Here is a 25,964-nt window from a genome sequence, read left to right as displayed (position 1 = left end):
CCATCAATGCAAAATCTGACTCAAGAACAGCTTCGTCCGCTCGTTCTGCGGGTTATCGAAGAAGTCATTCGGCGCCGCCTGCTCAACGATTTCACCTTTATCCATGAAGATCACGCGATTGGCCACAGTCCGCGCAAAGCCCATTTCGTGAGTCACGCAAAGCATGGTCATGCCGTCTTCAGCCAGACCGATCATGGTGTCGAGTACTTCCTTCACCATCTCCGGATCGAGCGCTGAAGTCGGTTCATCGAACAGCATGATTTTCGGTTTCATGCACAGGGCGCGGGCGATCGCCACACGCTGTTGCTGACCGCCGGACAGTTGCCCCGGAAACTTGTGCGCCTGCTCCGGAATGCGTACGCGTTCCAGGTAATGCATGGCGATTTCCTCGGCCTTGCGCTTGGGCATCTTGCGTACCCACATCGGCGCCAATGTACAGTTCTGCAGAATGGTCAAGTGCGGGAACAGGTTGAAATGCTGGAACACCATGCCGACTTCGCGGCGGATCGCTTCGATCTGCTTGAGGTCGTTGGTCAGTTCCACGCCGTCGACGACGATGCGGCCCTGCTGGTGTTCTTCCAGACGATTGAGGCAGCGAATCGTTGTCGATTTGCCGGAACCCGACGGCCCGCACAGGACGATACGCTCGCCCTGTTTGACGTTGAGGTTGATGTCTTTCAGCACGTGGAACTGGCCGTACCACTTGTTGACGCCCTGCATCTGAATAATGCCTTCAGAACCTGCAGGCTTTTTGATTGCTTCACTCATTTACAGAACTCCTAACGCTTGTGGCCAGTGTCGAGCTTGCGTTCCAGATGCATGGAATAGCGCGACATACCAAAACAGAAAATCCAGAACACCAGGGCGGCGAACACGTAGCCTTCGGTGGCCATGCCCAGCCATTTCGGATCGGCAGCGGCTTGTTTGACGCTGTTGAGCAGGTCAAAGAGGCCGATGATGATCACCAGACTGGTGTCCTTGAACAGCGCAATGAAGGTGTTGACGATGCCGGGAATCACCAGCTTCAGGGCTTGCGGCAGAATCACCAGGCCCATCGAACGCCAGTAACCGAGCCCCATCGCTGCAGCCGCTTCGTACTGGCCTTTGGGGATCGCTTGCAGACCACCGCGCACCACTTCGGCGACATAGGCCGACTGGAACAGGATCACGCCGATCAGTGCCCGCAGCAGCTTGTCGAAGTTCATGCCTTCAGGCAGGAACAGCGGCAGCATCACCGACGACATGAACAGCACCGTGATCAACGGCACGCCGCGCCAGAATTCGATAAAGGTCACGCAGACCACACGAATCGCCGGCATGTTCGAACGTCGCCCGAGCGCCAGCACAATCCCCAGCGGCAACGCACCGGCGATACCGACAGTGGCGATGACCAGGGTCAGCATCAGGCCGCCCCACTGGCTGGTTGCCACCGGGGTCAGACCGAAACCGCCGTGCAGCAGGGTGAAGGCAATGATCGGGTACAGCACCAGAAAGCTCAGCCCGTAGATCGCTTTACGCGGTACGCGCGAGATGAACAATGGCGCCGCGCCGATCACCGCCAGCCACACGGTCAGGTCGACACGCCAGCGCAGTTCCGTCGGGTAGTAGCCGTACATGAACTGGCCGAAACGCTGCTGAATGAACACCCAGCAGGCGCCCTCCTTGGTGCAGTCGGCGCGGGTGGTGCCAACCCAGTTGGCATCGACAATCGCCCAACTGAGGATCGGCGGCACCACGAGATAAATCAGGTAGAACGCAAACAGCGTCAGCAGGGTGTTGAGCCAGCTGGAGAACATGTTCGCGCGCATCCACGCCACCACGCCGATGCTGCTGTTCGGTGGGGGCATGTCGGGTTTGAAAGTATGAGTACTCATGCGCTTTTCCTTACCGCTCGATCAGCGCAATGCGCTTGTTGTACCAGTTCATCAGCAGGGAAATGCTGATACTGATCGCTAGGTACACGCTCATGGTGATGGCAATCACCTCGATCGCCTGACCGGTCTGGTTAAGCACCGTGCCGGCGAACAGCGACACCATTTCCGGGTAACCGATACCGGCTGCCAGCGAGGAGTTCTTCGCCAGGTTGAGGTATTGGCTGGTCAGCGGCGGAATGATCACGCGCAGAGCTTGCGGAATGATCACTTTGCGCAGGGTCGGGCCGTTGCGCAGGCCGAGGGAACGCGCGGCTTCGGTCTGGCCGTGGCTGACCGACTTGATCCCGGAACGCACGATCTCGGCGATGAACGCCGCGGTGTACACGGTCAAGGCCAGGGTCAACGCGAGCAGTTCCGGGATCAGCACCCAGCCGCCAACAAAGTTGAAGCCTTTAAGCTCGGGCATTTCCCAATGCAGCGGAGCGCCGAAGATCAGTGCGCACAAGGTCGGGATCACCAGCAGAATCGCCAGACCGACCCAGAACTTGTGAAACGGCACGCCGGTTTCTTCAAAGCGTTTGTTGGCCCAGCGGGTCATCAGCACTATGCCGACAATGGCCACCACAATGCTGATCACGAACGCCCAGAAACCATCAGCCGCCAGTGCGGCCGGCATGTTCAGGCCACGGCTGCTGACGAAGAAGGTGTCGCCGAAGTTATGGCTGTTGCGCGGCCCCGGCATGGTCAGGAACACCGCGAAGTACCAGAACAGGATTTGCAGCAGCGGCGGAATGTTGCGGAACACTTCCACATACACGGTCGCCAGTTTGCTGATGATCCAGTTCTGCGACAGCCGCGCCACACCGATGATGAACCCGAGGATCGTCGCCAGAACCACGCCGATTACAGTCACCAACAGGGTATTGAGAAGACCGATGACAAAGACGCGGGCATAGCTGTCCGCTTCGGTGTAGTCGATCAGGTGTTGAGCGATGCCGAATCCGGCACTGCGCTCCAGAAAGCCGAAACCGGAGGTAATGCCCCGGTGCTGAAGGTTGGTTTGCGTGTTGTCGAACAAGTACCAGCCCAGCGAGACCACCGCCACAACGGTGATGATCTGGAATAGCCACGCACGCACTCGTGGATCGCTGAGGCTGAGCCTCTGCTTTGGTGCGCCGATTGAATTTTGCATGAAGTGCCCCGGAAAAAATGGAACAAGAACATCACCCGGCGGTTGGCCCGCCGGGTGATAGAACCATTAGCGCACTGGTGGTGCGTACTGAATGCCGCCGTTGTTCCACAGGGCGTTCAAGCCGCGGTCGATTTCCAGCGGAGTGCTCTTGCCGAGGTTTTTCTCGAAGATCTCGCCGTAGTTGCCGACTTGTTTGACGATCTGCACAACCCAGTCTTTCGGCAGTTTCAGGTCTTTGCCGTATTCGCCGTCAGCGCCGAGCATACGGGCGACGTCCGGGTTCTTGGTCGATTTGGCTTCAGCTTCGACGTTCTTCGAAGTGATGCCGGCTTCTTCGGTGTTGAGCAGCGCGTAGCCAACCCAACGGACGATGGCCAGCCACTCGTCGTCGCCATTACGTACGACCGGGCCCAGTGGTTCTTTGGAAATGGTTTCCGGCAGAACCACGTAGTCCTTCGGCGATGCCAGCTTGGAGCGCTGGGCGAACAGTTGGGACTTGTCGGAGGTCAGCACGTCGCAACGACCGGATTCCAGCGATTTGGCGCTTTCATCGGAGGTGTCGAAAGTGATCGGGGTGTATTTCAGACCGTTGCCGCGGAAGTAGTCGGAAACGTTCAGCTCGGTGGTGGTACCGGCCTGGATGCAGATGGTTGCACCGTCCAGCTCTTTGGCACTTTTCACGCCCAGCTTGTTGTTCACCAGGAAGCCGATGCCGTCGTAGTAGGTAATGAAGCCCGGGAATTTCAGGCCCATGCCCGCGTCACGCGAACTGGTCATGGTGGTGTTGCGCGACAGGATGTCGATCTCGCCCGATTGCAGCGCGGTGAAGCGCTCCTTGGCGTTCAACTGACTGAATTTGACCTTGGTCGCGTCGCCGAATACGGCAGCGGCCACAGCGCGGCAGACGTCAGCGTCGATCCCGAGGATCTTGCCGGTCGCGTCCGGTACCGAGAAGCCCGGCAGACCGTCGCTCACGCCACACTGCACGAAACCTTTCTTCTGCACTGCATCCAGGGTTGCACCCGCCTGAGCGAACCCGCTGACACCGAGTACTGTTGCTGCAGTCACGATGGCCAGGGTGGATTTCAACATCTTCATTCAAACCTCCAGTTTTGCTCTTGTTGTGTCGGAGCTTGAGTCCAGTCGCACCCTTTTGAGGCGTTGTTGACCCGTGTTGGCTTTTTTTGGGGTCAACCGACGTAAGACCTTCGCTATGAGTCTAGTAGGAGAAAATCCACATCATGGACAACTCACTTCTCACCAATCGGCCGAACGGGCTGTAGCCCTTTCACGTTCGCTGCGCCCGTAGCGGCCATTGGCGAACATCCATCACCGGATTCTTTGCCATCCCGTCGCGGGTCGTACACTGATAGTGTTACCGCCACGCGTAGGATGCTTCGTACAGAACCTTCCATAGCAAAGCCCGTACCACACCTGTCACGGAATCGATTCGGCGACAGGTCAATAGCAAAACTTGTAACCTTGCGACATCTTCTTAACGGATCAACCGGGCGCGCACTCGAATCACGCACTTATTGAGAGCGCCCGCACATATTTGGAGCAGACATGACCGAGCCCTTGATTCTTCAGCCTGTTAAGCCCGCAGACGCCTGCGTGATCTGGCTGCACGGCCTCGGCGCCGACCGCTACGACTTCTTGCCGGTAGCGGAAGCGTTGCAGGAAAGCCTGCTGAGCACACGCTTCGTGCTGCCGCAGGCGCCGACGCGTCCAGTGACCATAAATGGCGGATATGCCATGCCCAGCTGGTACGACATTAAAGCCATGAGCCCGGCGCGAGCGATCGACCGTGATGAGCTGGAAGCGTCGGCGGATCGCATCATCGAATTGATCGAAAACCAGCGCGCCAGCGGAATAGACGCCTCGCGGATTTTCCTTGCCGGTTTTTCCCAGGGCGGCGCTGTCGTTTTGCACACCGCTTTTGTGAAATGGCAAGGCGCACTCGGTGGCGTACTTGCTCTGTCGACCTATGCACCGACGTTCAGCGATGACATGCAGCTTTCAGCCAGTCAGCAGCGGATTCCCGCGATATGCCTGCACGGTCAGTTCGACGGCGTGGTACAGAACTCGATGGGACGCAGCGCCTACGAGCATTTGGTGAAGCATGGTGTCACCGTGACATGGCAGGAATACCCAATGGAGCACGAAGTGTTACCCGAGGAAATTCGCGACATCGGCGTCTGGTTGAGCGAACGCCTGCGCTAAGCGTCGAGATTAAAATCACCCTTTGATCCCTCCTACTACGCCGCGCCCGTTTCTTGCATTACACTGGCCGGCGTACATTCCTTAACCAATTGATGAGATGACCGTGCTCGAAGCACTCAAGAAAATGTTCGGTAAAAGCGAGGCTGAGCAGCTCGCGCCAGTTCCCAGTGCGCCGTCGCACGCCCCCGGTCATCGCAACGATGCGCCCCAGGCCGACCGCCCCGCTGCCGTAGCAGCACCGAAGCAAGACACGAAACCCGCTCCGGCCGCGCCAATCGCCGCCGAGCCTGCGCGCAGTGAAGAGCCGAAACCGGCCAGAGCGCGTCGCGAACCAAAGCCCAAGGCCCCGGTCATTCCGTGGAAACTCGAAGATTTCGTTGTCGAGCCACAGGAAGGCAAAACCCGCTTCCACGATTTCAATCTTTCACCAGAACTGATGCATGCCATTCAGGATCTGGGCTTCCCGTACTGCACGCCGATCCAGGCGCAGGTGCTGGGTTTCACCCTCGCCGGCAAAGACGCCATTGGTCGCGCGCAGACCGGTACCGGCAAGACCGCCGCGTTCCTGATCTCGATCATCACCCAACTGCTGCAAACGCCGCCGCCGAAAGAACGCTACATGGGCGAACCCCGTGCGCTGATCATCGCGCCGACCCGTGAGCTGGTGGTGCAGATCGCCAAGGACGCCGCTGACCTGACCAAGTACACCGGTCTCAACGTCATGACGTTCGTTGGCGGCATGGACTTCGACAAACAGCTCAAGCACCTCGAAGCGCGTCACTGCGACATTCTCGTGGCGACCCCAGGCCGCCTGCTCGACTTCAACCAGCGCGGCGACGTGCACCTGGACATGGTCGAAGTGATGGTGCTGGACGAAGCCGACCGCATGCTCGACATGGGTTTCATCCCGCAAGTACGCCAGATCATTCGCCAGACCCCGCCGAAGTCCGAGCGCCAGACCCTGCTGTTCTCCGCGACCTTCACCGAAGACGTGATGAACCTGGCCAAGCAATGGACGACCGATCCGTCCATCGTCGAAATCGAAGTCACCAACGTCGCCAGCGAAAACGTCGAGCAACACATCTACGCCGTGGCCGGTGCCGACAAGTACAAATTGCTCTACAACCTGGTCAACGATAATGGCTGGGAGCGGGTGATGGTCTTCGCCAACCGCAAGGACGAAGTGCGCCGTATCGAAGAGCGTCTGGTGCGCGACGGTGTGAATGCTGCGCAGTTGTCCGGCGATGTGCCGCAACACAAACGCATCAAGACCCTCGAAGGTTTCCGCGAAGGCAAGATTCGCGTGCTCGTCGCCACCGATGTGGCCGGTCGCGGCATTCACATCGACGGCATCAGCCACGTGATCAACTTCACCCTGCCGGAAGTCCCGGACGACTACGTGCACCGCATTGGCCGGACCGGTCGTGCTGGCGCCGATGGCGTGTCGATCAGCTTCGCCGGTGAAGACGACTCCTATCAGTTGCCGTCCATCGAAGAGAAGCTCGGTCGCAAGATCAGCTGTGAAACGCCACCCACGCATCTGTTGCGTGCGGTAGAGCGCAAGCGTCCGCAGTAAGCGATACGAATAAAAAAGCGCAGCCGGCAACGGACTGCGCTTTTTTTTCGCCCGGTATTTGATCAGGTGCTTGCGAGAGAAAACTAAATGTCCATAATGGACAAATTAGTTTAGATACAGACTCCGGAGCCTGACATGTCCAGTACGCCCTACGTGATCGACCAGCATCAGGTCCGCGAGCTTCTGGTGCGCATTGATGTGCCGCAGATCCTGCGCAAGCTGTTCCGCGATCTCGCTGCCGGACACGCCGTGCAACCGGCGCAGCAACTGGTGGAGTTCCCGCAGGGTGCCGGCGACTTCATCAACTATCTGGGCGTGTTGGCCGAGGACGGGGTTTACGGCGTGAAGACCTCGCCGTACATCGTTCGTGAGCAAGGTGCGCTGGTAACCGCGTGGACATTGTTGATGTCGATGAAAACCGGGCAGCCGTTGCTGTTGTGTGATGCCGGTGAACTGACCACCGCGCGCACTGCAGCGACTACCGCAGTGGCAGTCGACGCCCTCGCACCGCTGAATGCCACACGACTGGCAATCATCGGCAGTGGCAAGGTTGCGCAGGCGCATCTGCACTATGTGAAATCGCTGCGTGACTGGCAGAGCATCAGCGTGCATTCACCGTCCCTGCTCGAAGACACTGATACTCAGGCACGGTTGAAAGCCATCGTTGCCGATCTGAACATTGCCGACAACCGCGAAGCCGCCCTTGCCGAGGCCGATGTGATCATGCTCTGCACCTCGTCCGCCGGACCGGTGATCGATCCTGCCGCATTGAGCAAGCCGGCACTGATCACTTCGATCAGCACCAACGCCCCACGCGCCCACGAAGTTCCACCGCAGAGCCTCAACGACATGCAGGTGTTCTGCGACTATCGTCTGACCACGCCGGGTTCGGCGGGCGAGATGTTGATTGCCAGCGAACAGCATGGCTGGAGCAAGGATTCGATTGTCGGCGACCTCGCCGATCTGCTCAGCGAAAAAGTGCAGCGCCCGGATTACGACCGCCACGTGTTTTTCCGCTCAATCGGCTTGGGCCTGGAAGACATCGCCCTCGCCAATGCGATTTACCACCTGAACAACTGACCACTGTAGGAGCTGCCGAAGGCTGCGATCTTTTGATCTTGATCTTAAAAAACCAGATCAAAAGATCGCAGCCTTCGGCAGCTCCTACAGGGATCGCATTCCGATTGGGGAGTTGCCAATGACAGATCCCCAGAGAACCCCGATAGTTTTGGAGTTTTTCATGAGCCGGGCAGATTTCATCATCATCGGCGGCGGAATTGCCGGCGCTTCCAGCGGTTTCTGGCTGTCGCCGCACGGCAAAGTGATCGTGCTCGAACGCGAATCCCACCCGGCCTATCACTCCACCGGGCGCTCCGCCGCGCTGTTCACTGCCGCGTACGGCACACCGCAAGTGCGTGCACTGACGCAGGCCAGCCGGGCGTTCTTCGACAATCCGCCAAGCGGTTTCTGCGAACACCCATTGCTGACCCCGCGCGGCGAAATGACCGTCGACTTCAGCGGTGACGCCGCCGAACTCAATAACCAATACCTCAGCGCCAAAGCCACGGTGCCGGAGATGCAACTGCTCAGCGCCGACGAAGCCTGCGCGCGGCTACCGATCCTGCGTCGGGAAAAAGTCCACGGCGCGATCTACGATCCGAGCGCCAGCGACATCGACACCGACGCCCTGCATCAGGGCTACCTGCGCGGCATCCGTCGCAATAACGGTGAAGTGCATACCGATTGCGAAGTACTCGGCCTGAGCCGCGACGCCGACGGCCTCTGGCACGTGCAAACCAACGGCCAGACTTTCAGCGCACCGATGATCATCAACGCCGCTGGCGCCTGGGCCGACAAAATCGGCGTTTTGGCCGGCGCCAAGCCCCTGGGCCTGCAACCAAAACGCCGCGCCGCGTTTATTTTCGCCGGCCCCGAAGGCGTCGACATTCATCACTGGCCGATGCTGGTCAGCCTCGATGAATCCTTCTATATGAAGCCCGACGCCGGCATGTTCCTCGGCTCGCCGGCCAACGCCGACCCGGTCGAACCTCACGATGTGCAGCCGGAAGAACTGGACATCGCCATGGGCATCTACCAGATCGAAGAAGCCACGACGCTGACCATCCGCCGCCCGACCCGCACCTGGGCCGGGCTGCGCAGTTTCGTTGCCGACGGTAATCTGCTCAGCGGTTTCGATCCGCAGGTGCCAGGTTTGTTCTGGGTCGCCGCGCAAGGTGGCTACGGCATCCAGACTTCGCCGGCGATGGGCCAGGCCAGCGCGGCGTTGGTGCGTGGTCAGCCGCTGCCCGAGCACTTGCTGCAGTTCGGCCTGAGCAGCGCCATGCTCTCCCCTGCCCGCCTCGCCTGATCGTCCATCCGGATGACGCGCCCAACGGATTGCGGCACACTCGCAGCGCCTCCTGATCACGGGGGCGTTGACGCTGCCTGGAGTTCCACTGTCATGACCGCCCCTGAGTTCGACCCGGCGCTGGATAACTTCCGCGCCATCGCCGATGCCATCGCCACGCTGTTCTTTCCGCACGCCGAAGTGGTGCTGCACGACCTGCGCACTCAGAAGGTCGATTACATCGCCAACAACCTGTCCAAACGCGAGATCGGCGACGACTCGTCACTGGAAGACATGCTCAGCGAGGATGTCAGCGACCGCAATATCGGCCCGTACGAAAAGCTCAATTGGGATGGCCAGAAGATCCGTAGCCTGAGCAGCGTCCTGCGCGACAGCGAAGGCCTGCCGCTGGCGGTACTGTGCATCAATCTGAATATTTCGCTGTTCGAGAATGCCAAGGCAGCGCTGGACCTGTTCCTCTCACCGAGCAAACTGATCCCGCAACCGGATTCACTGTTTCGCGATGACTGGCAGGAACGCATCAACACCTTCCTCCACGCTTGGCTGCGCGAGCGGCAACTGAGCCTGAATGTGCTGACTCGCGATCACAAACGTGAACTGGTGCTGGCGCTACACGCCGAGGGAGCGTTCAAGGGCAAGAGTGCCTCGAACTATGTGGCCAATGTGCTGAACATGGGGCGGGCGACGGTGTACAAGCATTTGAAGGAATTGAAAGGCTAGAGATTTGCGGTGATTTCTCTGACGCCATCGCTGGCAAGCCAGCTCCCACAGGTTTTGTGTACGCCGCAAATCCTTGTGGGAGCTGGCTTGCCAGCGATAGCGGACTATCAGTCGCCGTAGATGTCGGACTTGAAGTACTTCTCGGAAATTTTCTGGTACTCGCCACTCGCACGAATGCCATCAATCGCACCATTCAACTGGCTAACCAGCTCAGCATTGCCCTTGCGCACCGCAATCCCCGCACCCTCGCCCACGTACTTCGGATCCTTCAACTCAGGCCCGACAAACGCATAACCCTTGCCACGCGGCATCGACAGGAAGTCATTGAGTGGAATGGTGTCAGCAAAAATCGCATCCAGCCGCCCCGCCGCCAGATCCATGTAAATCTCTTCGTTGTTGCTGTAGCGCTTGACGTTGATGCCCTTCGGCTCGAACACCTCGGTGGCATAACGATCAGTGGTGGTCGCGCGCTGCACGCCGACATTCTTGCCCTTCAGGCTGGCGTATTGATCGTCAACGCTGGCGCCTTCTTTCATCACCAGCCGCGACGAGGTGAAGTAGTACTTGTGGCTGAAATCCACCGACTTCTTGCGGTCTTCGTTGATGGTCATCGAGGACAGCGCCATGTCGATTTTCTTCACTTTCAGCGAAGGAATCAGGCCGTCAAACTCACCTTCGACCCACACGCACTTGACCTTCATCTGCGCGCAAAGAGCGTTGCCGATGTCGTAGTCGAAACCGACTATTTCACCTTTATCGGTTTTCGAGGCGAATGGCGGGTAAGCGGCTTCGATGCCGATACGCAGGGTTTGCTCGGCGGCGAACACGCTGGCGGAGGCCAACAGGCTGAAGGCCAGACCGGTGATGAGGGGGAGTTTCTTCATGTTCGTTCTCTCGCGGGTTGTTGTTGGTTTGGCAAGAAAGAGCTGAAACGGAGGGAGACACTTTTTTGTACTTATAAATCCATATTGGACTTATATGTATAGGCAGTCAATCAGGCAAAGACAGAGGTTTTTGGTGTTGCAGATGACGTCATCGCGAGCAGGCTCACTCCTACAGGGGGAACGCATTCCAACTGTAGGAGTGAGCCTGCTCGCGATAGCTTATTTGAAGGCGCTACAAGACTTACTTTTTCCAGCGATCCGCCGCTGCATGATCACTGTCCCGCCCTTCAACCCATCGCGGGCCGTCGCTGGTGTTTTCTTTCTTCCAGAACGGTGCACGGGTTTTCAGGTAGTCCATGACGAAGGCACAAGCATCGAAGGCGGCCTGGCGATGGGCACTGGCAGCGCCGACAAACACGATCGGTTCGCCCGGTTCCAGTGCACCGATGCGATGCAGCACTTCCAGCTTCAACAGCGGCCAGCGCTGCTCGGCTTCGCTGGCGATCTTGCCGAGGGCTTTTTCGGTCATGCCCGGATAGTGCTCGAGGAACATTCCCGCTACATCCAGGCCATCGTTGAAGTCGCGCACGTAGCCGACAAAACTCACCACTGCGCCGACGCCGACATTGGCCGCGTGCATCGCGTTGACTTCAGCGCCCGGATCGAACGGCGTGGCCTGCACGCGAATCGCCATGGTTCAGCCTCCGGTCACGGTAGGGAAAAACGCAACTTCGTCGCCATCGATCACTGGCTCGTCAAGTTGGCAGAGGTCTTCGTTGCGTGCACACATCAGGTTTTGTTCGCTCAGCACCTCAGCGCCATCACGTTGCGCCTGCATTTGAAGAACATGTGCTCGCACGTCATCGACGGTAGCAAAATCACCCTCAACCTTCAGCGAGTCCACACCCAGCGCTTCACGGTAACGGGCAAAAAACTTCACGGTCAGGTTCATGGCTGCTCCGCTTGAAAGTGGCCGCTCTTGCCGCCGACCTTCTCCAGCAAGCGCACGCTTTCGATGGTCATGCCACGATCGACGGCTTTGCACATGTCGTAGATGGTCAGGGCGGCGACACTGGCGGCGGTCAGCGCTTCCATCTCGACGCCGGTCTGCCCGGACAGTTTGCAGCGGGCGACGATACGCACGGTGTCTTCGCCATCAGCGCTGAGTTCGACTTTGACACCCGTCAGCATCAGCGGGTGGCAGAGGGGAATCAGATCACTGGTTTTCTTCGCCGCTTGAATGCCGGCAATGCGCGCCACGGCGAACACGTCACCCTTTGGGTGGCCGCCGCTGACGATCATCTGCAGCGTTGCGGGGAGCATGCGCACCAGCGCTTGGGCCGTCGCTTCACGGAACGTCACGGCTTTTTCGGTGACGTCGACCATGTTGGCGCGACCTTGGGAATCGAGATGAGTCAGCACGGGATTACTCCTGATCAGGAGCGACGATTGTAAACCTGCGGGTCAAATTTCCGCACGCACGAATATGGTGTTCATCGTGTAGGAGCTGCCGAAGGCTGCGATCTTTTGACTTTGATTTTTAAAAACAAGATCAAAAGATCGCAGCCTTCGGCAGCTCCTACATTGGGATTTGTGCAGGGGCATAAAAAACCGGACGGCTTTTGGGGCCGCCCGGTTTTGGGTGAAGGGTTACAAATGCGATTCGGCGTATTCAGCCAGAATCGAGCGAGGCACCCCTTGCAGGGTGATGTGCACACCGTTGGGGAAATCCTTGAAGCGTTCAGTCAGGTAGGTCAGCCCGGAGCTGGTCGCGGACAGGTAAGGGGTGTCGATCTGTGCGAGGTTGCCCAGGCACACCACTTTGGAACCGGCGCCGGCACGGGTGATGATGGTTTTCATCTGGTGCGGCGTGAGGTTCTGGCATTCGTCGATCAGGATCAGGCTCTGCTGGAAGCTGCGACCGCGAATGTAGTTGAGCGATTTGAACTGCAACGGCACTTTGCTGAGGATGTAATCGACGCTGCCATGGGTGTTTTCGTCATCCATGTGCAAGGCTTCGAGGTTGTCGGTGATGGCGCCCAGCCAAGGCTCCATTTTTTCCGCTTCGGTGCCGGGCAGGAAGCCGATTTCCTGGTCCAGACCCTGCACGCTGCGGGTGGCAATGATGCGGCGATAACGCTTGCTGACCATGGTCTGCTCGATCGCCGCGGCCAGCGCCAGAATGGTTTTACCGGAGCCTGCGGCCCCCGATAGATTGACCAGATGAATGTCCGGATCCAGCAACGCGTACAGCGCCAGACTCTGATAAATGTCGCGAGGCTTGAGCCCCCAGGCCTCTTGATGCAGCAGCGGCTCCTGATGCAGGTCGAGGATCAGCAGCTTGGCCTCATCGATCTCCTTGATCCAGCCGACAAAGCCCTGTTCGTCAATGATGAACTCGTTGATATGCACTGCCGGCAGGTTGTCGATCAGTTGCACTTGATGCCAGGTGCGGCCGTGATCCTGACGGGTGTCGACCTTGCTCACGCGGTCCCAGAAGGAGCCGGTCATGTTGTGGTAGCCGTTGGGCAGCAGGGACACATCATCGACCAGTTGGTCGGTGCTGTAATCCTCGGCATCGATGCCACAGGCGCGCGCCTTGAGGCGCATGTTGATGTCTTTGGTGACCAGCACCACCGGTTTTTTCGGGTCGCGGGTGTGCAGGTCGATCAGTTGGTTGATGATTTTGTTGTCGTTCAGATGCTCCGGCAGAATCAGATTCGATTCGGCCTGTTTGCTCATCAGAATCGACAGCAAGCCCTTCGGCCCGCCCTTGCCGCGCTGGATCGGCACACCCAGTTCGACGTCTTCCGGGGACGCATCGCCCAGGGTCTTGTCGATCAGCCGGATGGCCTGACGGCATTCAGCGGCCACGCTGTGATGCCCGCTCTTGAGCTTGTCCAGCTCTTCAAGCACGGTCATCGGGATCGCGACGTGGTGTTCTTCGAAATTCAGCAGGGCGTTTGGATCGTGAATCAATACGTTGGTATCGAGTACATAAAGGATTGGCTGGTTGGAGGAAGGGCTACGTCCGTGATCATCCATACTCGGTCACCTTTGTCAGAGCCAGTAGACGCAATACCTGAGCGGTGCTGCGCCTCGAAGTGACTGCCGAAATCTCACCTGCGGAGATTCAAGTGACTGCAAACAAACGGGTCTTGGAAGACGCCACCTGTGTTGCAGGTTTCGGCGGTCTGTCTTCGTAATACTCCAAAACCGATGACATAAAAAAGTACTTTGACGGTTTTTTTAAGTTTATTTTGCAGAGTGACGAAAAGCCCTTGGCGGACTGTCCATAGCCCGCTAAAGTCGGAAGTCCGCCTGCACCGAAATTCCGTAAAAAATCGCCCCAAGCCCAATGTTTCCGGGCTTTTGCCGTTTCTCAGCGAAACGCGTCCTGACAGTCCTCCCAACCGATGCCGCTTTGCGCGGTTTGCGTGATCAGCCACGGCAACGAGGTCTTCACCGCGTCTTGTTTCATGTTGAAATTGATTACCCCGTGGCGCCACAACAGCATCAGGGTCAGCACCCGCTGCGCACTCGGCGCGCCCTTGAGTTTGCCCGCGCCGTCCTGGGCATCGATGTCCCACAGCGCCACTTGCAGGCCCTGGGTGTTGAAGAAACCTTGCGCATCGCTGCGGCGCTGCCCTTCCGGCGGACGGAACAGCGGCACGTAGTTTTCCGGCAACTTGTTCTTCACCAGATCAGCGCTACGCCGCACCGAATCCTGCCAGTCCTGCCAGTGGCTGTGGGAGCGGAACTCCCAGCCTTGAACGCCGACGCACTGTTTCGAGAACTCTGCTTGCAGGCTGCTGACCGAGCGATCAGCCAACCGCGCCTGAATATCCTTGCCCAACACAAAGAATGTGCCGCTCAGGTTTGCCTTGCGCAGGTATTCGGTGAGCCAACCGGTGTTGTCCGGTTGCAGGTTGGCGGCGCTGTCGAACGTCAGCAGAAACAGGCGGTCGTGCATCTCGTCGCCGTTGCGCTCGTAGTCACCGAAACGATCGAATTCGTTGCTGGTCTGTGGGGACAGAGCGGCCTTGCGCAGCAACTCGTCGAGATATTGCACATGGAAGATCCGGCTCGGTTCGGCCCACTTGGTGTAATAACTGTCGTCGCTGACCACGAACTTGGCGGCTTGCTCGCGCAGCGTCGGCAGGTCTTCGACAAGGAAACAGAACGAGGCGTCCTGATCACAGCTTTGCTGGGCGTAGTTGTAGTTGGCCAGCAGACGCTGCCAGAGGCGTTGACGCAGAATATTGACCGCATCGATGTTGACCGTGCGCAAGCCCAGACGCGGACCCAGAGCAGCCTCGTCCATCGACTCAGTGCCCAGCAGGACACGGGCGAACATGAGGATTTCCGCCCGTGAGGCCACGTCAAACAGCGTCGGGTTGCTGAGCTGTTCTGGCCAGGTACTGCGATCCAGCGTCGCCACATCGCCCGGCGCCGCGACGGCACCGACGCTCAACAGCCACGCGGTGAATAAAAGAACAATGCGCAAAAGGGATGTCTCCATAACAAAACCCGCGCGGCACTATAGCTGATGTGCAAGGCTGAAGGACGCCGCCCTCACCCCAGCCCTCCCGAAACGTCGGACCGCCCGGGGGAGAGGGAGCTGACCGAGTATCGCTTTCGATATCCGCCAATCTGAACTATCGAATCGCACTCAAATTTTGAAATCAGTGAGATCGGCTCCCTCTCCCTCTGGGAGAGGGCTGGGGTGAGGGAAACATCCACCAGCCGTCGCAAATGCCCAAGCTTCCCCACACCTATTGCCCCCATAGCTGGAGTCAACTCGGACAACCCCCTAGAATCGCCCCCACGATTAAAGGAGACGACTTCATGCTGATGGTGATTTCCCCCGCCAAGACCCTCGATTACGAAACACCGCCGGCGACCCAGCGCTTCACCCAGCCGCAATACCTTGACCACTCGCAGGAACTGATCCAGCAACTGCGCGACCTGACGCCTGCACAAATCAGCGAGCTGATGCATGTGTCCGACAAGATCGGCGGGCTCAATGCCGCGCGTTTCGGCAGCTGGACACCCGCGTTCACTCCGGACAACGCCAAACAGGCGCTGCTCGCCTTCAAGGGTGACGTCTACACCGGTCTCGACGCACAGTCCTTCAGCGAAGCCGATTTCGATTACGCGCAAAAACACCTGCGCATGCTCTCCGGCCTCTATGGCTTGCTGCGCCCGCTCGACCTGATGCAACCGTATCGCCTGGAAATGGGCACCAAACTGGCCAACGCCCGGGGCAAGGACTTGTACGCTTTCTGGGGCACGCGCATCAGCGAATGGCTGAACGAAGCGCTGGTCGATCAGGGCGACGATGTGCTGCTCAACCTGGCGTCCAACGAGTACTTCTCGGCGGTCAAACGCACGGCCCTGAACGCGCGAATCATCAACACCGAGTTCAAGGACCAGAAGAACGGCCAGTACAAGATCATCAGCTTCTACGCGAAGAAAGCGCGGGGCCTGATGAGCCGTTTTGTGATCCAGGAAAAGATCAACGATCCTGCCATGCTCAAGCAGTTCGATGTGCAGGGTTATCGCTACAGCGCCGAGCATTCGAAACCGGACAATCTGGTATTTCTGCGCGACCACGCCCCCGAATAAGGCATGCCTAATGCACGACTCTTAATATCAAGAGTCGTGCAGCTCGCACGATGTCAAAAAACCCTCGCCACATTTCGCCATTTTACTGGCGTCAGAAAAACCTCCCTGTCTTTTCTAAGATTAGTTTCACTCGACACTGATCATTTTTTTCAGTAGTGGCACCTAAATTTTTTCACTGTAGTGGCACAAAACTATCTAACGTGATTTTTCGCCTGTTATTAAAGGTCGAAAACGAAAGTGCTATCAAATTGAGACTAGTGCCATCTCTGACAATATTTCAAGAAATTTCAGATTTCGCGATGAGCGGACAGGAACTTCGTCCGAATGCATAGCTCATACCACCGGTAACGATTCTCGCCGAGTTTGTACGAGATAACTTACGCGGAGCAGATGGCCATGTAACCAAGTTGTCACAGCAACTTTCCTAGATGACTAACTAGTCTCAAAACAGACGATGGACAGGAGATACGCACCATTAATATCCCCTACAAAGGCCATGGCCGCGCCCTTATAAACGTGCTCGCCTGAGCACCCAACCGCTTGATTTACGGGACTTTCATCCCGACATCGAGCGCGCAAGACGATTGCACAAGAGTCTTCTCCAAAGAAGATCGGATGCATAACAGGGCACGTCATAACAACAAGGCCTGGTTACGCACATCTTGAGTGCACTTATTTAGACACTCGAAACTTAGTATGCCTGCACACGGCATTGTGGCGCCTGTATGCCGCACTTTCGAGTGCACTAATGAACGCTGAACACCATTAACTCCGGCCCTCTAAGGCCTGATATATACAGAGGTAATTGCGATGCGCATCAGCATATTTGGTTTGGGTTACGTTGGCGCAGTATGTGCCGGTTGCCTGTCTGCACGGGGCCATGACGTAGTTGGCGTCGATGTTGCCAAAGACAAGATCGACATGATCAATGCCGGCAAATCGCCGATTGTTGAACCGGGCCTGGGCGAACTTCTGCAACAGGGTATCCAGACCGGTCGTCTGCGTGGCACGACCAACTTCGCCGAGGCGATTCGCGACACCGACCTGTCGATGATCTGCGTCGGTACGCCGAGCAAGAAGAACGGCGACCTCGAACTGAACTACATCGAAGCGGTATGCCGCGAGATCGGTTTTGTCCTGCGTGAAAAAACCACTCGCCACACCATCGTCGTGCGCAGCACCGTACTGCCGGGCACTGTTGCCAACGTGGTGATCCCGATTCTCGAAGACTGCTCGGGCAAGAAAGCCGGCGTCGACTTCGGCGTTGCGGTCAACCCTGAGTTCCTGCGTGAATCCACCGCGATCGCCGACTACGACCTGCCACCGATGACCGTCATCGGCGAGTTCGACAAGGCCTCGGGCGACGTTCTGCAATCGCTGTACGAAGAACTCGACGCACCGATCATCCGCAAGGACATCGCCGTCGCCGAGATGATCAAGTACACCTGCAACGTCTGGCACGCAACCAAAGTGACCTTCGCCAACGAGATCGGCAACATCGCCAAAGCGGTCGGCGTCGATGGCCGTGAAGTGATGGAAGTGGTCTGCCAGGACAAGACCCTCAACCTGTCCCAGTACTACATGCGCCCAGGCTTCGCCTTCGGCGGTTCGTGCCTGCCAAAAGACGTGCGCGCCCTGACCTACCGCGCCGGTTCCTTGGACGTCGAAGCGCCGCTGCTCAACTCGCTGATGCGCAGCAACGAATCGCAAGTGCAGAACGCCTTCGACATCGTTGAAAGCCACGACAAACGCAAAGTCGCCCTGCTCGGCCTGAGCTTCAAGGCCGGCACCGACGATCTGCGCGAAAGCCCGCTGGTGGAATTGGCCGAGATGCTGATCGGCAAGGGTTATGACCTGAGCATCTACGACAGCAACGTCGAGTACGCCCGAGTTCACGGCGCGAACAAGGACTACATCGAGTCGAAGATCCCGCACGTTTCGTCCCTGCTCAACGCGGACTTCGATTCGGTGATCGACAACTCCGACGTGATCATCCTTGGTAACCGCGACGAGAAGTTCCGCCCGTTGGCCCAGCAAGCGCCGCACGGCAAACAGGTCATCGACCTGGTCGGCTTCATGGCCAAAGCCACCGACGCCGGTACGCGCACCGAGGGTATCTGCTGGTAATGCAGACCTAAGCGACAAGCTTCGAGCTGCAGGACTTGCAGCTCGGAGCTTGCAGCTTGAAGCCTCCCTTACCTTCGGATGACGCTGATGAGCAAGCTCAAACATTTTTTTCTGCAATCAGCCGGCTGGCTTTTTTATCTCAGTCTGCTGATGGGCCTGGCCTTGATGCTGCCCACGTCCACATTCGACTCCGAGTCGAAGGACTTCATTTTCCTGATTGGCGCCGTGGGTATCTGGCGCTACTCGATGGGTGCAACGCACTTTGTGCGCGGCATGATTTTTCTCTACATCGTCTACCCACACCTGCGCCGCAAAGTGCGCAAGCTGGGTAAGGCGGCGGACCCGTCGCATGTGTTCCTGATGGTCACCAGTTTCCGGATCGACGCGCTCACCACTGCGCAGGTCTACAGCTCGGTGATCCGCGAAGCCATCGACTGCGAACTGCCGACCACCGTGGTCTGCTCGATCGTCGAAATGTCCGATGAGCTGCTGGTCAAGGCGCTGTGGGCACGGATGAATCCGCCCGACCGCGTCAAGCTCGACTTCGTGCGCATTCCCGGCACCGGCAAACGTGATGGCCTGGCCTATGGTTTCCGCGCGATCTCCCGTCACCTGCCGGACGACCGCGCCGTGGTAGCCGTGATCGACGGCGACACCGTGCTCGGCGAAGGCACCGTGCGCAAGACCGTGCCGTGGTTCCAGCTGTTCGGCAACGTCGGCGGCCTGACCACCAACGAATTCTGCGAAGTGCGCGGCGGCTACATCATGAGCGAATGGCACAAGCTGCGTTTCGCCCAGCGCCACATCAACATGTGCTCGATGGCCCTGTCCAAACGCGTGCTGACCATGACCGGTCGTATGTCGGTGTTCCGCGCCACTGTGGTGACCAACCCGGAATTCATCGCCGACGTTGAAAGCGACTCGCTGCAACACTGGCGTCTGGGCCGTTTCAAGTTTTTGACCGGCGACGACAAGTCGAGCTGGTTCAGCCTGATGCGCCTCGGTTACGACACTTTCTACGTGCCTGACGCAGCGATCAACACCGTTGAACACCCGCCGGAAAAGAGCTTCATCAAGGCCAGCCGCAAACTGATGTTCCGCTGGTACGGCAACAACCTGCGGCAGAACTCGCGAGCGCTGGGCCTGGGTGTGAAACGTCTCGGCGCGTTCACCTCGGTGGTGCTGTTCGACCAACGCGTGTCGATGTGGACCTCCTTGCTCGGCCTGACCGTGGCGCTCATCGCCAGCTTCAAATACGGCACCGCGTTCATCCTCGTTTACCTGCTGTGGATCGGCATCACCCGCCTGATCCTGACGTTGCTGTTGTCGTGTTCCGGTCACCGCATCGGCCCGGCTTACCCAGCGATTCTGTATTACAACCAGATCGTCGGTGCGCTGGTGAAGATCTACGTGTTCTTCCGCCTCGACCAACAATCCTGGACTCGCCAACCGACATCCCTGACCCGTGATCTCGCCAGCTTTCAACGTTGGTTCAACACCTGGTCGTCTCGGACCATGACCTTCTCCGCCGGCAGCATTTTTGTCGCCGTGCTGCTGATGATGGTCTGACCCGCCCCTATTGAATTAACAAGGAAATCGCCCCTATGAATACCGCCGTCAACGCCAACGTAGTGCATGAATCCGAAGCCCAGCGCCAACACGCCCGCGTGAAAATCCCGGCCAAACTGCGCTTCTTCGGTCCCGACCGGACGCCGGTCGAAGCGCGGGTCATCGACCTGTCTGCCGGTGGTCTGGCATTCAACGCCGGGCAGCTGCCGCTGACCATTGGCCAGGTGTACAAGGCGCGTCTGCAATTCGTCATCGACAACCTCGGCATCGCCATGGACGTTGAACTGCAAGTACGTTCCTTCGATCGCCAGACCGGCCGCGCCGGCTGCCAGTTCCAGAATCTGGAGCCGCAGGACATTTCCACCCTGCGCCACTTGATCACTTCGCACCTGGCCGGCGACATCGTCAGCATCGGTGAAGTGCTGGCGACCCTGCAGCGCGACAACTTCACCAAGGCGCGCAAGGTCAAGGACGGCGGCTCCGGCATGACCCCGTTCGGTCGCCTGAAAGCGGTGACATTCAGCGCCGGTATCTTCGCGGTCGGTCTGGTCGCGGCGGGTTTCATTTTCAAATCGGTGTACGGCATGTACTTCGTCAGCCACGCGCAGGCCGGTCTGGTCAGCGTGCCGGGGATGAACATCACCATGCCGCGTGACGGCACCGTGCAGAGCCTGGTCAAGTCCGACGGCGTCGCGGCCAAAGGCGCGCCACTGGCGACCTTCAGCACCAGCATGCTCGATGTGCTCAAGGGCCATCTGGAAGAAGATCAACTGTCGCCGGCCAAGGTTGAAGAACTGTTCGGCAAGCAAATGACCGGCACCCTGACTTCGCCGTGCGATTGCACCGTGGCCCAGCAACTGGTCGCCGACGGTCAATACGCGAGCAAGGGCGATGTGATCTTCCAACTGGTGCCGCGCAATACCCAGGCCACCGTCGATGCACGCTTCTCCTATCGCCAGTTCGGCGACGTGCGTCCAGGCACCCCGGTGAGCTTCCAGATTGCCGGCGAAGACAAGACCCGCACCGGCAAGATCGTCAGCAGCACCAGCCTGAAAAGCGCCGACCTGTCTTCCGATATCCGCGTACAGATCCAGCCTGACGAGCCGCTCGACAGCAGCCTCGCCGGCCGCCCGGTGGAAGTGAACAGCGACCGTGGCCCGAACCTGAACTGGCTGATCGACAAAGCCATGGCTGCCGGTCTTTAAGTCGAGGACATGCCTGTGACTACTCCACCCATCCTGAAAACACCGCGATCCCTGTGGGAGCTGGCTTGCCAGCGATTGGATCAGCGCGGTACAGCTGGAACACCGCGTTGCCTGCATCGCCAGCAGGCTGGCTCCCACATGGGACTAGTGGTGTGCTCGCTGGCATTGGCAGTCAGTCTCGCCGGTTGCGCCGGCCTGCCCGATCAGCGTCTGGCCAACGAAGCGCTCAAGCGTGGCGACACCGCCACCGCCGCGCAGAACTACCAGCAACTGGCTGATCTGGGTTACAGCGAAGCGCAAGTCGGCCTCGCCGATATCCAGGTCGACAGCCGCGACCCTGAGCAAATGAAACAGGCCGAAGCGACTTACCGCGCCGCTGCCAGTGTTTCGCCGCGTGCTCAGGCGCGTCTTGGTCGCTTGCTGGTGGCCAAACCGGGTTCCACTGAAGCCGAGCACCACGAAGCCGAAAGCCTGCTGAAAAAAGCCGCTGCCAATGGCGAAGGCAACACGTTGATCCCGCTGGCGATGCTGTATCTGCAATACCCGCACAGCTTCCCTAACATCAACGCGCAGCAGCAGATCGATCAGTGGCGCAAATCCGGTTATCCGGAAGCGGGTCTGGCGCAGGTGCTGCTGTATCGCACCCAAGGCACCTACGACCAGCACCTGGATGACGTGGAAAAAATCTGCAAAGCCGCGCTCAACACCACCGACATCTGCTACGTCGAACTGGCCACGGTCTATCAGAAACGTGCCCAGCCAGAACAGCAAGCCGAGTTGATCAAGCAGCTGCAGGCCGGTTACAGCCGTGGCACCGTCACCGCGCAGCGCGTCGACTCCGTAGCCCGTGTCTTGGCCGATTCGACCCTGGGCAAGACTGACGAGAAAACCGCGCAGGCGTTGCTTGAGCCGATCGCTCCGGGCTACCCGGCGTCGTGGGTCACCCTCGCGCAATTGCTCTACGACTACCCGGAACTGGGTGACGTCGATCAGATGATGAAGTACCTCGACAACGGCCGTGCCGCCGACCAACCGCGCGCCGAACTGTTGCTGGGCAAGCTCTACTACGAAGGCAAGCTGGTCCCGGCCGACGCGAAAGTCGCCGAAGAACATTTCCAGAAAGCCGTCGGCCGTGAAGTCGCCGCCGACTACTACCTCGGCCAGATCTATCGCCGTGGCTACCTCGGCAAGGTCTACCCACAGAAGGCTCTCGACCACTTGCTGACGGCTGCGCGCAACGGCCAGAACAGCGCCGACTTCGCCATCGCCCAACTGTTCTCCCAAGGCAAGGGCACCAAGCCCGACCCGCTCAACGCCTACGTGTTCAGCCAATTGGCCAAGGCGCAAAACACTCCGCAAGCCGATGAGCTGGCGACCACCCTCGCCGCGCAACTGCCGCCCGAGCGTCTGGCCGAAGCCCAACGTCTGCTGCAACAGGAGCAAGCCAGCCGTGGCGCTCTGAACCCGAACACGCTGCAACTGCACGCCCTGCAAGAAGAAGACGGCGAGGAAAAATTATGAAGCTGAATCCATTCGTGAAGGCCGGCATTGGCCTTTCGTTCGCGCTGATCTGGTCTTGCCCGACACTGGCCGCGATGACTGAAACCAAGAACTTCGGCCTCGAAGTGAAAGTCACCGGCCAGTCCGAAGACGACCGTGACCTCGGCACCGCCGGTGGCGGCGACGTCAACGGCGTCGGCCTCGACCTGCGTCCATGGATCTACGGCGAAAGCGGCGCGTGGAGCGCCTACGCCATGGGCCAGGCCGTGACCTCGACCGACATCATCGAAACCGACACCCTGCAACAATCCGACGGTGAACAAGCCACCGACAACAGTGATCGCAAAACCAAGAAAAACTACCTGGCGATGCGCGAGTTCTGGGTCGGTTACAGCGGCCTCACCCCGTACCCGGGCGAGATGCTCAAGTTCGGTCGTCAACGTTTGCGCAATGACGACGGCCAATGGCGCGACACCAATATCGAAGCGCTGAACTGGACCTTCGACACCACCCTGTTGCGCGCCAACGCCGGTGTCGCCGAACGCTTCAGCGAATACCGCACCGACCTCAAAGAGCTGGCGCCGAAAGACAAGGATCGCCTGCACGCTTACGCCGATGCAGCCTATCAGTGGACCCCGGGCAACTGGGTCGGCATTCGCGGTCATCACACCCACGACGACGGCAAACTCGATTACGCCGAGCCGGGCGTGCCGCGCGACTCGCTGGATAAAACCGAGAACGGCGACATCAGCTGGATCGGCCTGACCGCCGACAGCGACGCCTACAACTGGCGCAACACCAACACCGTCAACTACTGGGGCAGCATCACCGGCATGAGCGGCGACCGCGACTCGGTCAACGCCCTCAACGCCGATGGTTCGCGCCCGGCACAAGCCAAGCGCAGCGAAGACGTCAACGGCTGGGCCACCGACATCGGTGTGCGCTTGCGCCTTGATCCGCAATGGCAAGTCGGCGGTGCCTACGCCCGTGCCAGTGCCGATTACGAGCAGACCGGTCTGGAGAGCAACCGCTCCAACTACACCGGTACGCGCTCGCGGGTTCACCGTTTCGGTGAAGCCTTCCGTGGCGAAATGAACAACATGCAGACCGCGACCCTGTTCGGTTCGTGGATGGTCAACGACGAGTACGACGCCAGCCTGATCTACCACAAGTTCTGGCGCGTCGACGGCAACAAGCCAGTGGGCAGCAACGGCATCAACGCGGTGGAAAACAACACCGACGACGCCACCGGCGCGATCCTCTCCAGTACTTCGCTGCCGCTTGAAGACGGCAACAAGGATCTCGGTCAGGAGATGGATCTGGTCGTCACCAAGTACTTCAAGCAAGGCCTGTTGCCGGCGGCGCTGAGCCAGTCGATCGACGAGCCTTCGGCCCTCGTGCGTTTCCGTGGCGGTGTGTTCAAACCGGGCGATGCCTACGGCAAGCAGGTTGATTCGTACATGCACCGCGCGTTCATCGACGTGATCTGGCGCTTCTGATGCAAACCGCCAAGGGAGTGCCCGACATGATCAGCACCAGGACAGGCTCACTCAGCCTGCTGGCCGGCGCGATGCTGCTGGCCAGCGCCAGCGCCTTCGCGACTGTGGAGCCGGTTAAGCCGGTGACCACCGCCAAAGAGCTGCAACAAGCCAAGACCTACACCGTCAGCAGCGCGCCGACCGAAGCGCTGAACCTGGCCGCGCCGAAACTGCCGGACATTTCCGGCTACACCGCCGAAGCCGCCGCCGCGAAGATCAACCGCAGCAAAGCGGGCAAGATCAGCGTGCGCCGGATGATGCAGGAAGACGCGCTGAAGGACTTTATCGGCGGCGACAACAAGATGGCCGAATGGGTGGTGCGTCAGCACGGTATCCCGCAGGCGATCTTCGTCGACGACGGCTACATGAACCTCAAGGATCTGGCGCAGAAACTGCCCAAGCAGTATTTCAGCGAGACCGCGCCGGGCGTGTACCTGTCGAAGCTGCCGATCGTGGTTGGCCGTAAAGGCATCCTCGAAATCGACGGTCAGACCCAGGAACTGCGCCTGTCGCAAGAAGCCGGTGCGTTCATGGTCAACGACGGTCAGTTGTTCGTGCGTGACACCAAAGTCACTGGCTGGCGCGAAAAGGACAACGGCCCGGCAACCTTCCGTTCGCCGAAGGAATTCCGACCGTTCCTGCTCGCCTGGGGCGGCACCGAGACCTACATCGTCAACAGCAAGATGGCCAGTTTCGGTTACGCCAACAGTAAGTCGTACGGCGTGAGTATTTCCCAGTACACGCCGAACATGGCCAAGGTCCTCAAGCGTCCTGAACCGACTGGCTGGATCGTCGGCTCCGAGTTCTCCGACATGTGGTACGGCTTCTACTGCTACGAGACCCGCGACTTCGTGGTCAAGGGCAACACCTACAAAGACAACATCGTCTACGGCATCGACCCGCACGACCGTTCCCACGGTCTGATCATCGCGGAGAACACCGTCCACGGTACGAAGAAGAAGCACGGGATCATTATTTCCCGTGAGGTCAACGACAGCTTCATCTTCAACAACAAGAGCTTCGATAACCATCTCTCGGGCCTGGTGATCGACCGTAACAGCGTCAACAACATCATTGCCTACAACGAGATCTACAAGAACCACACCGACGGCATCACCCTCTATGAGTCCGCCGACAACCTGCTGTGGGGCAACAAGGTCATCAGCAACAAGCGCCACGGCATCCGCATTCGTAACAGCGTGAACATCCGCCTCTACGAAAACGTCGCCATGGCCAACGGTTTGACCGGCGTCTACGGCCACATCAAGGACCTCACCGACACCGACCGTGACATCAAGCTCGACCCGTTCGATGCGCAGGTGTCGCTGATCGTCGTTGGCGGTGAGCTTGCGGCCAATGGCAGCGGCCCGCTGTCGATCGATTCGCCGTTGAGCGTCGAGCTGTATCGCGTGTCGATGCTGGCGCCGACCAAATCCAGCGGCATCAGCTTCAACGGCATCCTCGGCGAGCGCCAGGATGAAATTCTCGACCTGCTGGTACGCCAGCAGAAAGCCGTGCTGATCGACCCTGTCGAACGCCAGACCGAAATGCAGGACTGAG

At 59.0% G+C, this 25,964-nt stretch carries 22 protein-coding genes; 12 read left to right on the top strand and 10 right to left on the bottom strand.

Translation table 11 applies throughout. The features are described 5' to 3' along the window. Positions 1–3 precede the first annotated feature (3 nt). From ACZZ0A_RS01530 to ACZZ0A_RS01515, 4 genes are all read right to left on the bottom strand, one after another. The gene (locus ACZZ0A_RS01530) at positions 4–768 is read right to left on the bottom strand and encodes an amino acid ABC transporter ATP-binding protein (protein WP_007914351.1); all 765 of its coding nucleotides are present in this window, start codon (positions 766–768) and stop codon (positions 4–6) included. Positions 769–779: 11 nt separating this feature from the next. After that, positions 780–1,874 (bottom strand): amino acid ABC transporter permease, encoded by a 1,095-nt coding sequence (locus ACZZ0A_RS01525; protein WP_007949911.1) that lies wholly within the window; start codon positions 1,872–1,874, stop codon positions 780–782. Between the two features lie 10 nt (positions 1,875–1,884). Next, positions 1,885–3,066: an amino acid ABC transporter permease gene (locus tag ACZZ0A_RS01520; RefSeq protein WP_007914329.1), complete on the bottom strand. Its 1,182-nt coding sequence runs from the start codon at positions 3,064–3,066 to the stop codon at positions 1,885–1,887. 66 nt (positions 3,067–3,132) lie between these two features. Next, a complete protein-coding gene (locus ACZZ0A_RS01515) occupies positions 3,133–4,164 on the bottom strand; it encodes an amino acid ABC transporter substrate-binding protein (RefSeq protein ID WP_007914328.1) in 1,032 nt (343 codons plus the stop codon). Between the two features lie 468 nt (positions 4,165–4,632). Between ACZZ0A_RS01515 and ACZZ0A_RS01510 the strand changes: the two genes are divergently transcribed. The 5 genes from ACZZ0A_RS01510 (at position 4,633) to ACZZ0A_RS01490 (ending at position 9,953) form a co-directional block, all read left to right on the top strand. Next, a complete protein-coding gene (locus ACZZ0A_RS01510) occupies positions 4,633–5,289 on the top strand; it encodes an alpha/beta hydrolase (RefSeq protein WP_007914327.1) in 657 nt (218 codons plus the stop codon). Between the two features lie 97 nt (positions 5,290–5,386). After that, a complete protein-coding gene (gene rhlB / locus ACZZ0A_RS01505) occupies positions 5,387–6,865 on the top strand; it encodes an ATP-dependent RNA helicase RhlB (protein ID WP_463542433.1) in 1,479 nt (492 codons plus the stop codon). A 135-nt stretch (positions 6,866–7,000) separates the two neighbouring features. Then, positions 7,001–7,945, top strand: coding sequence for an ornithine cyclodeaminase family protein (locus ACZZ0A_RS01500; RefSeq protein ID WP_463542432.1), 945 nt, complete (start codon positions 7,001–7,003; stop codon positions 7,943–7,945). A gap of 160 nt (positions 7,946–8,105) precedes the next feature. Continuing rightward, positions 8,106–9,233 carry an NAD(P)/FAD-dependent oxidoreductase gene (locus tag ACZZ0A_RS01495; protein ID WP_463542431.1) on the top strand — a complete coding sequence of 376 codons (1,128 nt, stop codon included), beginning with the start codon at positions 8,106–8,108 and terminating at the stop codon, positions 9,231–9,233. Between the two features lie 93 nt (positions 9,234–9,326). Next, complete coding sequence (locus tag ACZZ0A_RS01490; protein WP_007914317.1) at positions 9,327–9,953, top strand: helix-turn-helix transcriptional regulator; 627 nt, start codon at positions 9,327–9,329, stop codon at positions 9,951–9,953. 107 nt (positions 9,954–10,060) lie between these two features. Here ACZZ0A_RS01490 and ACZZ0A_RS01485 read toward each other — a convergent pair whose 3' ends face one another. The 6 genes from ACZZ0A_RS01485 to ACZZ0A_RS01460 form a co-directional block, all read right to left on the bottom strand. Next, positions 10,061–10,837: an ABC transporter substrate-binding protein gene (locus ACZZ0A_RS01485; RefSeq protein WP_463542430.1), complete on the bottom strand. Its 777-nt coding sequence runs from the start codon at positions 10,835–10,837 to the stop codon at positions 10,061–10,063. 241 nt (positions 10,838–11,078) lie between these two features. After that, on the bottom strand, positions 11,079–11,531 hold the full coding sequence (gene moaE, locus ACZZ0A_RS01480; RefSeq protein WP_007914312.1) for a molybdopterin synthase catalytic subunit MoaE: 453 nt from the start codon (positions 11,529–11,531) through the stop codon (positions 11,079–11,081). Between the two features lie 3 nt (positions 11,532–11,534). After that, a complete protein-coding gene (locus ACZZ0A_RS01475; RefSeq protein ID WP_123375711.1) occupies positions 11,535–11,789 on the bottom strand; it encodes a MoaD/ThiS family protein in 255 nt (84 codons plus the stop codon). Next, positions 11,786–12,259 (bottom strand): cyclic pyranopterin monophosphate synthase MoaC, encoded by a 474-nt coding sequence (moaC, locus tag ACZZ0A_RS01470; RefSeq protein WP_007914310.1) that lies wholly within the window; start codon positions 12,257–12,259, stop codon positions 11,786–11,788. The genes ACZZ0A_RS01475 and moaC overlap by 4 nt, the downstream gene beginning before the upstream one ends. A gap of 228 nt (positions 12,260–12,487) precedes the next feature. Then, a complete protein-coding gene (locus tag ACZZ0A_RS01465; protein ID WP_007914309.1) occupies positions 12,488–13,882 on the bottom strand; it encodes a PhoH family protein in 1,395 nt (464 codons plus the stop codon). 337 nt (positions 13,883–14,219) lie between these two features. Further along, complete coding sequence (locus ACZZ0A_RS01460; protein WP_095112623.1) at positions 14,220–15,344, bottom strand: polysaccharide deacetylase family protein; 1,125 nt, start codon at positions 15,342–15,344, stop codon at positions 14,220–14,222. Between the two features lie 341 nt (positions 15,345–15,685). Here ACZZ0A_RS01460 and yaaA point away from each other — a divergent pair, with 341 nt between their 5' ends. From yaaA to algG, 7 genes are all read left to right on the top strand, one after another. Next, the gene (yaaA, locus tag ACZZ0A_RS01455) at positions 15,686–16,465 is read left to right on the top strand and encodes a peroxide stress protein YaaA (RefSeq protein ID WP_463542429.1); all 780 of its coding nucleotides are present in this window, start codon (positions 15,686–15,688) and stop codon (positions 16,463–16,465) included. Between the two features lie 810 nt (positions 16,466–17,275). Then, positions 17,276–18,592, top strand: a complete 1,317-nt coding sequence (locus ACZZ0A_RS01450) for a nucleotide sugar dehydrogenase (RefSeq protein WP_007914305.1) — start codon at positions 17,276–17,278, stop codon at positions 18,590–18,592. An 87-nt stretch (positions 18,593–18,679) separates the two neighbouring features. Beyond that, entirely contained in the window at positions 18,680–20,161 is a 1,482-nt protein-coding gene (gene alg8 / locus ACZZ0A_RS01445; RefSeq protein WP_007914304.1) for a mannuronan synthase, read from the top strand. 35 nt (positions 20,162–20,196) lie between these two features. Beyond that, positions 20,197–21,366 (top strand): alginate biosynthesis protein Alg44, encoded by a 1,170-nt coding sequence (locus ACZZ0A_RS01440; protein ID WP_007914303.1) that lies wholly within the window; start codon positions 20,197–20,199, stop codon positions 21,364–21,366. Positions 21,367–21,375: 9 nt separating this feature from the next. Further along, positions 21,376–22,887: an alginate biosynthesis TPR repeat lipoprotein AlgK gene (gene algK / locus ACZZ0A_RS01435; RefSeq protein WP_463542428.1), complete on the top strand. Its 1,512-nt coding sequence runs from the start codon at positions 21,376–21,378 to the stop codon at positions 22,885–22,887. Beyond that, on the top strand, positions 22,884–24,365 hold the full coding sequence (locus ACZZ0A_RS01430; RefSeq protein WP_463542427.1) for an alginate export family protein: 1,482 nt from the start codon (positions 22,884–22,886) through the stop codon (positions 24,363–24,365). The genes algK and ACZZ0A_RS01430 overlap by 4 nt, the downstream gene beginning before the upstream one ends. 26 nt (positions 24,366–24,391) lie before the next feature. Beyond that, the gene (gene algG / locus ACZZ0A_RS01425; RefSeq protein WP_463542426.1) at positions 24,392–25,963 is read left to right on the top strand and encodes a mannuronan 5-epimerase AlgG; all 1,572 of its coding nucleotides are present in this window, start codon (positions 24,392–24,394) and stop codon (positions 25,961–25,963) included. Position 25,964: the final 1 nt, after the last annotated feature.

Source organism: Pseudomonas sp. AC242, assembly GCF_979258655.1.
Note: the sequence above shows the minus strand (reverse complement) of the source record. Positions and strands in the feature narration are given on the sequence as shown.

Bases quoted from the DNA above. Each gene is read 5' to 3' on its own strand.
- ACZZ0A_RS01475 (WP_123375711.1), bottom strand. From the start codon at position 11,789: ATGAACCTGACCGTGAAGTTTTTTGCCCGTTACCGTGAAGCGCTGGGT.
- ACZZ0A_RS01525 (WP_007949911.1), bottom strand. From the start codon at position 1,874: ATGAGTACTCATACTTTCAAACCCGACATGCCCCCACCGAACAGCAGC.
- ACZZ0A_RS01465 (WP_007914309.1), bottom strand. From the start codon at position 13,882: ATGGATGATCACGGACGTAGCCCTTCCTCCAACCAGCCAATCCTTTAT.
- algK (WP_463542428.1), top strand. From the start codon at position 21,376: ATGCCTGTGACTACTCCACCCATCCTGAAAACACCGCGATCCCTGTGG.
- ACZZ0A_RS01500 (WP_463542432.1), top strand. From the start codon at position 7,001: ATGTCCAGTACGCCCTACGTGATCGACCAGCATCAGGTCCGCGAGCTT.
- alg8 (WP_007914304.1), top strand. From the start codon at position 18,680: ATGAGCAAGCTCAAACATTTTTTTCTGCAATCAGCCGGCTGGCTTTTT.
- rhlB (WP_463542433.1), top strand. From the start codon at position 5,387: ATGACCGTGCTCGAAGCACTCAAGAAAATGTTCGGTAAAAGCGAGGCT.
- algG (WP_463542426.1), top strand. From the start codon at position 24,392: ATGATCAGCACCAGGACAGGCTCACTCAGCCTGCTGGCCGGCGCGATG.
- ACZZ0A_RS01530 (WP_007914351.1), bottom strand. From the start codon at position 768: ATGAGTGAAGCAATCAAAAAGCCTGCAGGTTCTGAAGGCATTATTCAG.
- ACZZ0A_RS01430 (WP_463542427.1), top strand. From the start codon at position 22,884: ATGAAGCTGAATCCATTCGTGAAGGCCGGCATTGGCCTTTCGTTCGCG.
- ACZZ0A_RS01440 (WP_007914303.1), top strand. From the start codon at position 20,197: ATGAATACCGCCGTCAACGCCAACGTAGTGCATGAATCCGAAGCCCAG.
- ACZZ0A_RS01485 (WP_463542430.1), bottom strand. From the start codon at position 10,837: ATGAAGAAACTCCCCCTCATCACCGGTCTGGCCTTCAGCCTGTTGGCC.
- ACZZ0A_RS01490 (WP_007914317.1), top strand. From the start codon at position 9,327: ATGACCGCCCCTGAGTTCGACCCGGCGCTGGATAACTTCCGCGCCATC.
- ACZZ0A_RS01450 (WP_007914305.1), top strand. From the start codon at position 17,276: ATGCGCATCAGCATATTTGGTTTGGGTTACGTTGGCGCAGTATGTGCC.
- yaaA (WP_463542429.1), top strand. From the start codon at position 15,686: ATGCTGATGGTGATTTCCCCCGCCAAGACCCTCGATTACGAAACACCG.
- ACZZ0A_RS01515 (WP_007914328.1), bottom strand. From the start codon at position 4,164: ATGAAGATGTTGAAATCCACCCTGGCCATCGTGACTGCAGCAACAGTA.
- ACZZ0A_RS01520 (WP_007914329.1), bottom strand. From the start codon at position 3,066: ATGCAAAATTCAATCGGCGCACCAAAGCAGAGGCTCAGCCTCAGCGAT.
- moaE (WP_007914312.1), bottom strand. From the start codon at position 11,531: ATGGCGATTCGCGTGCAGGCCACGCCGTTCGATCCGGGCGCTGAAGTC.
- ACZZ0A_RS01510 (WP_007914327.1), top strand. From the start codon at position 4,633: ATGACCGAGCCCTTGATTCTTCAGCCTGTTAAGCCCGCAGACGCCTGC.
- ACZZ0A_RS01495 (WP_463542431.1), top strand. From the start codon at position 8,106: ATGAGCCGGGCAGATTTCATCATCATCGGCGGCGGAATTGCCGGCGCT.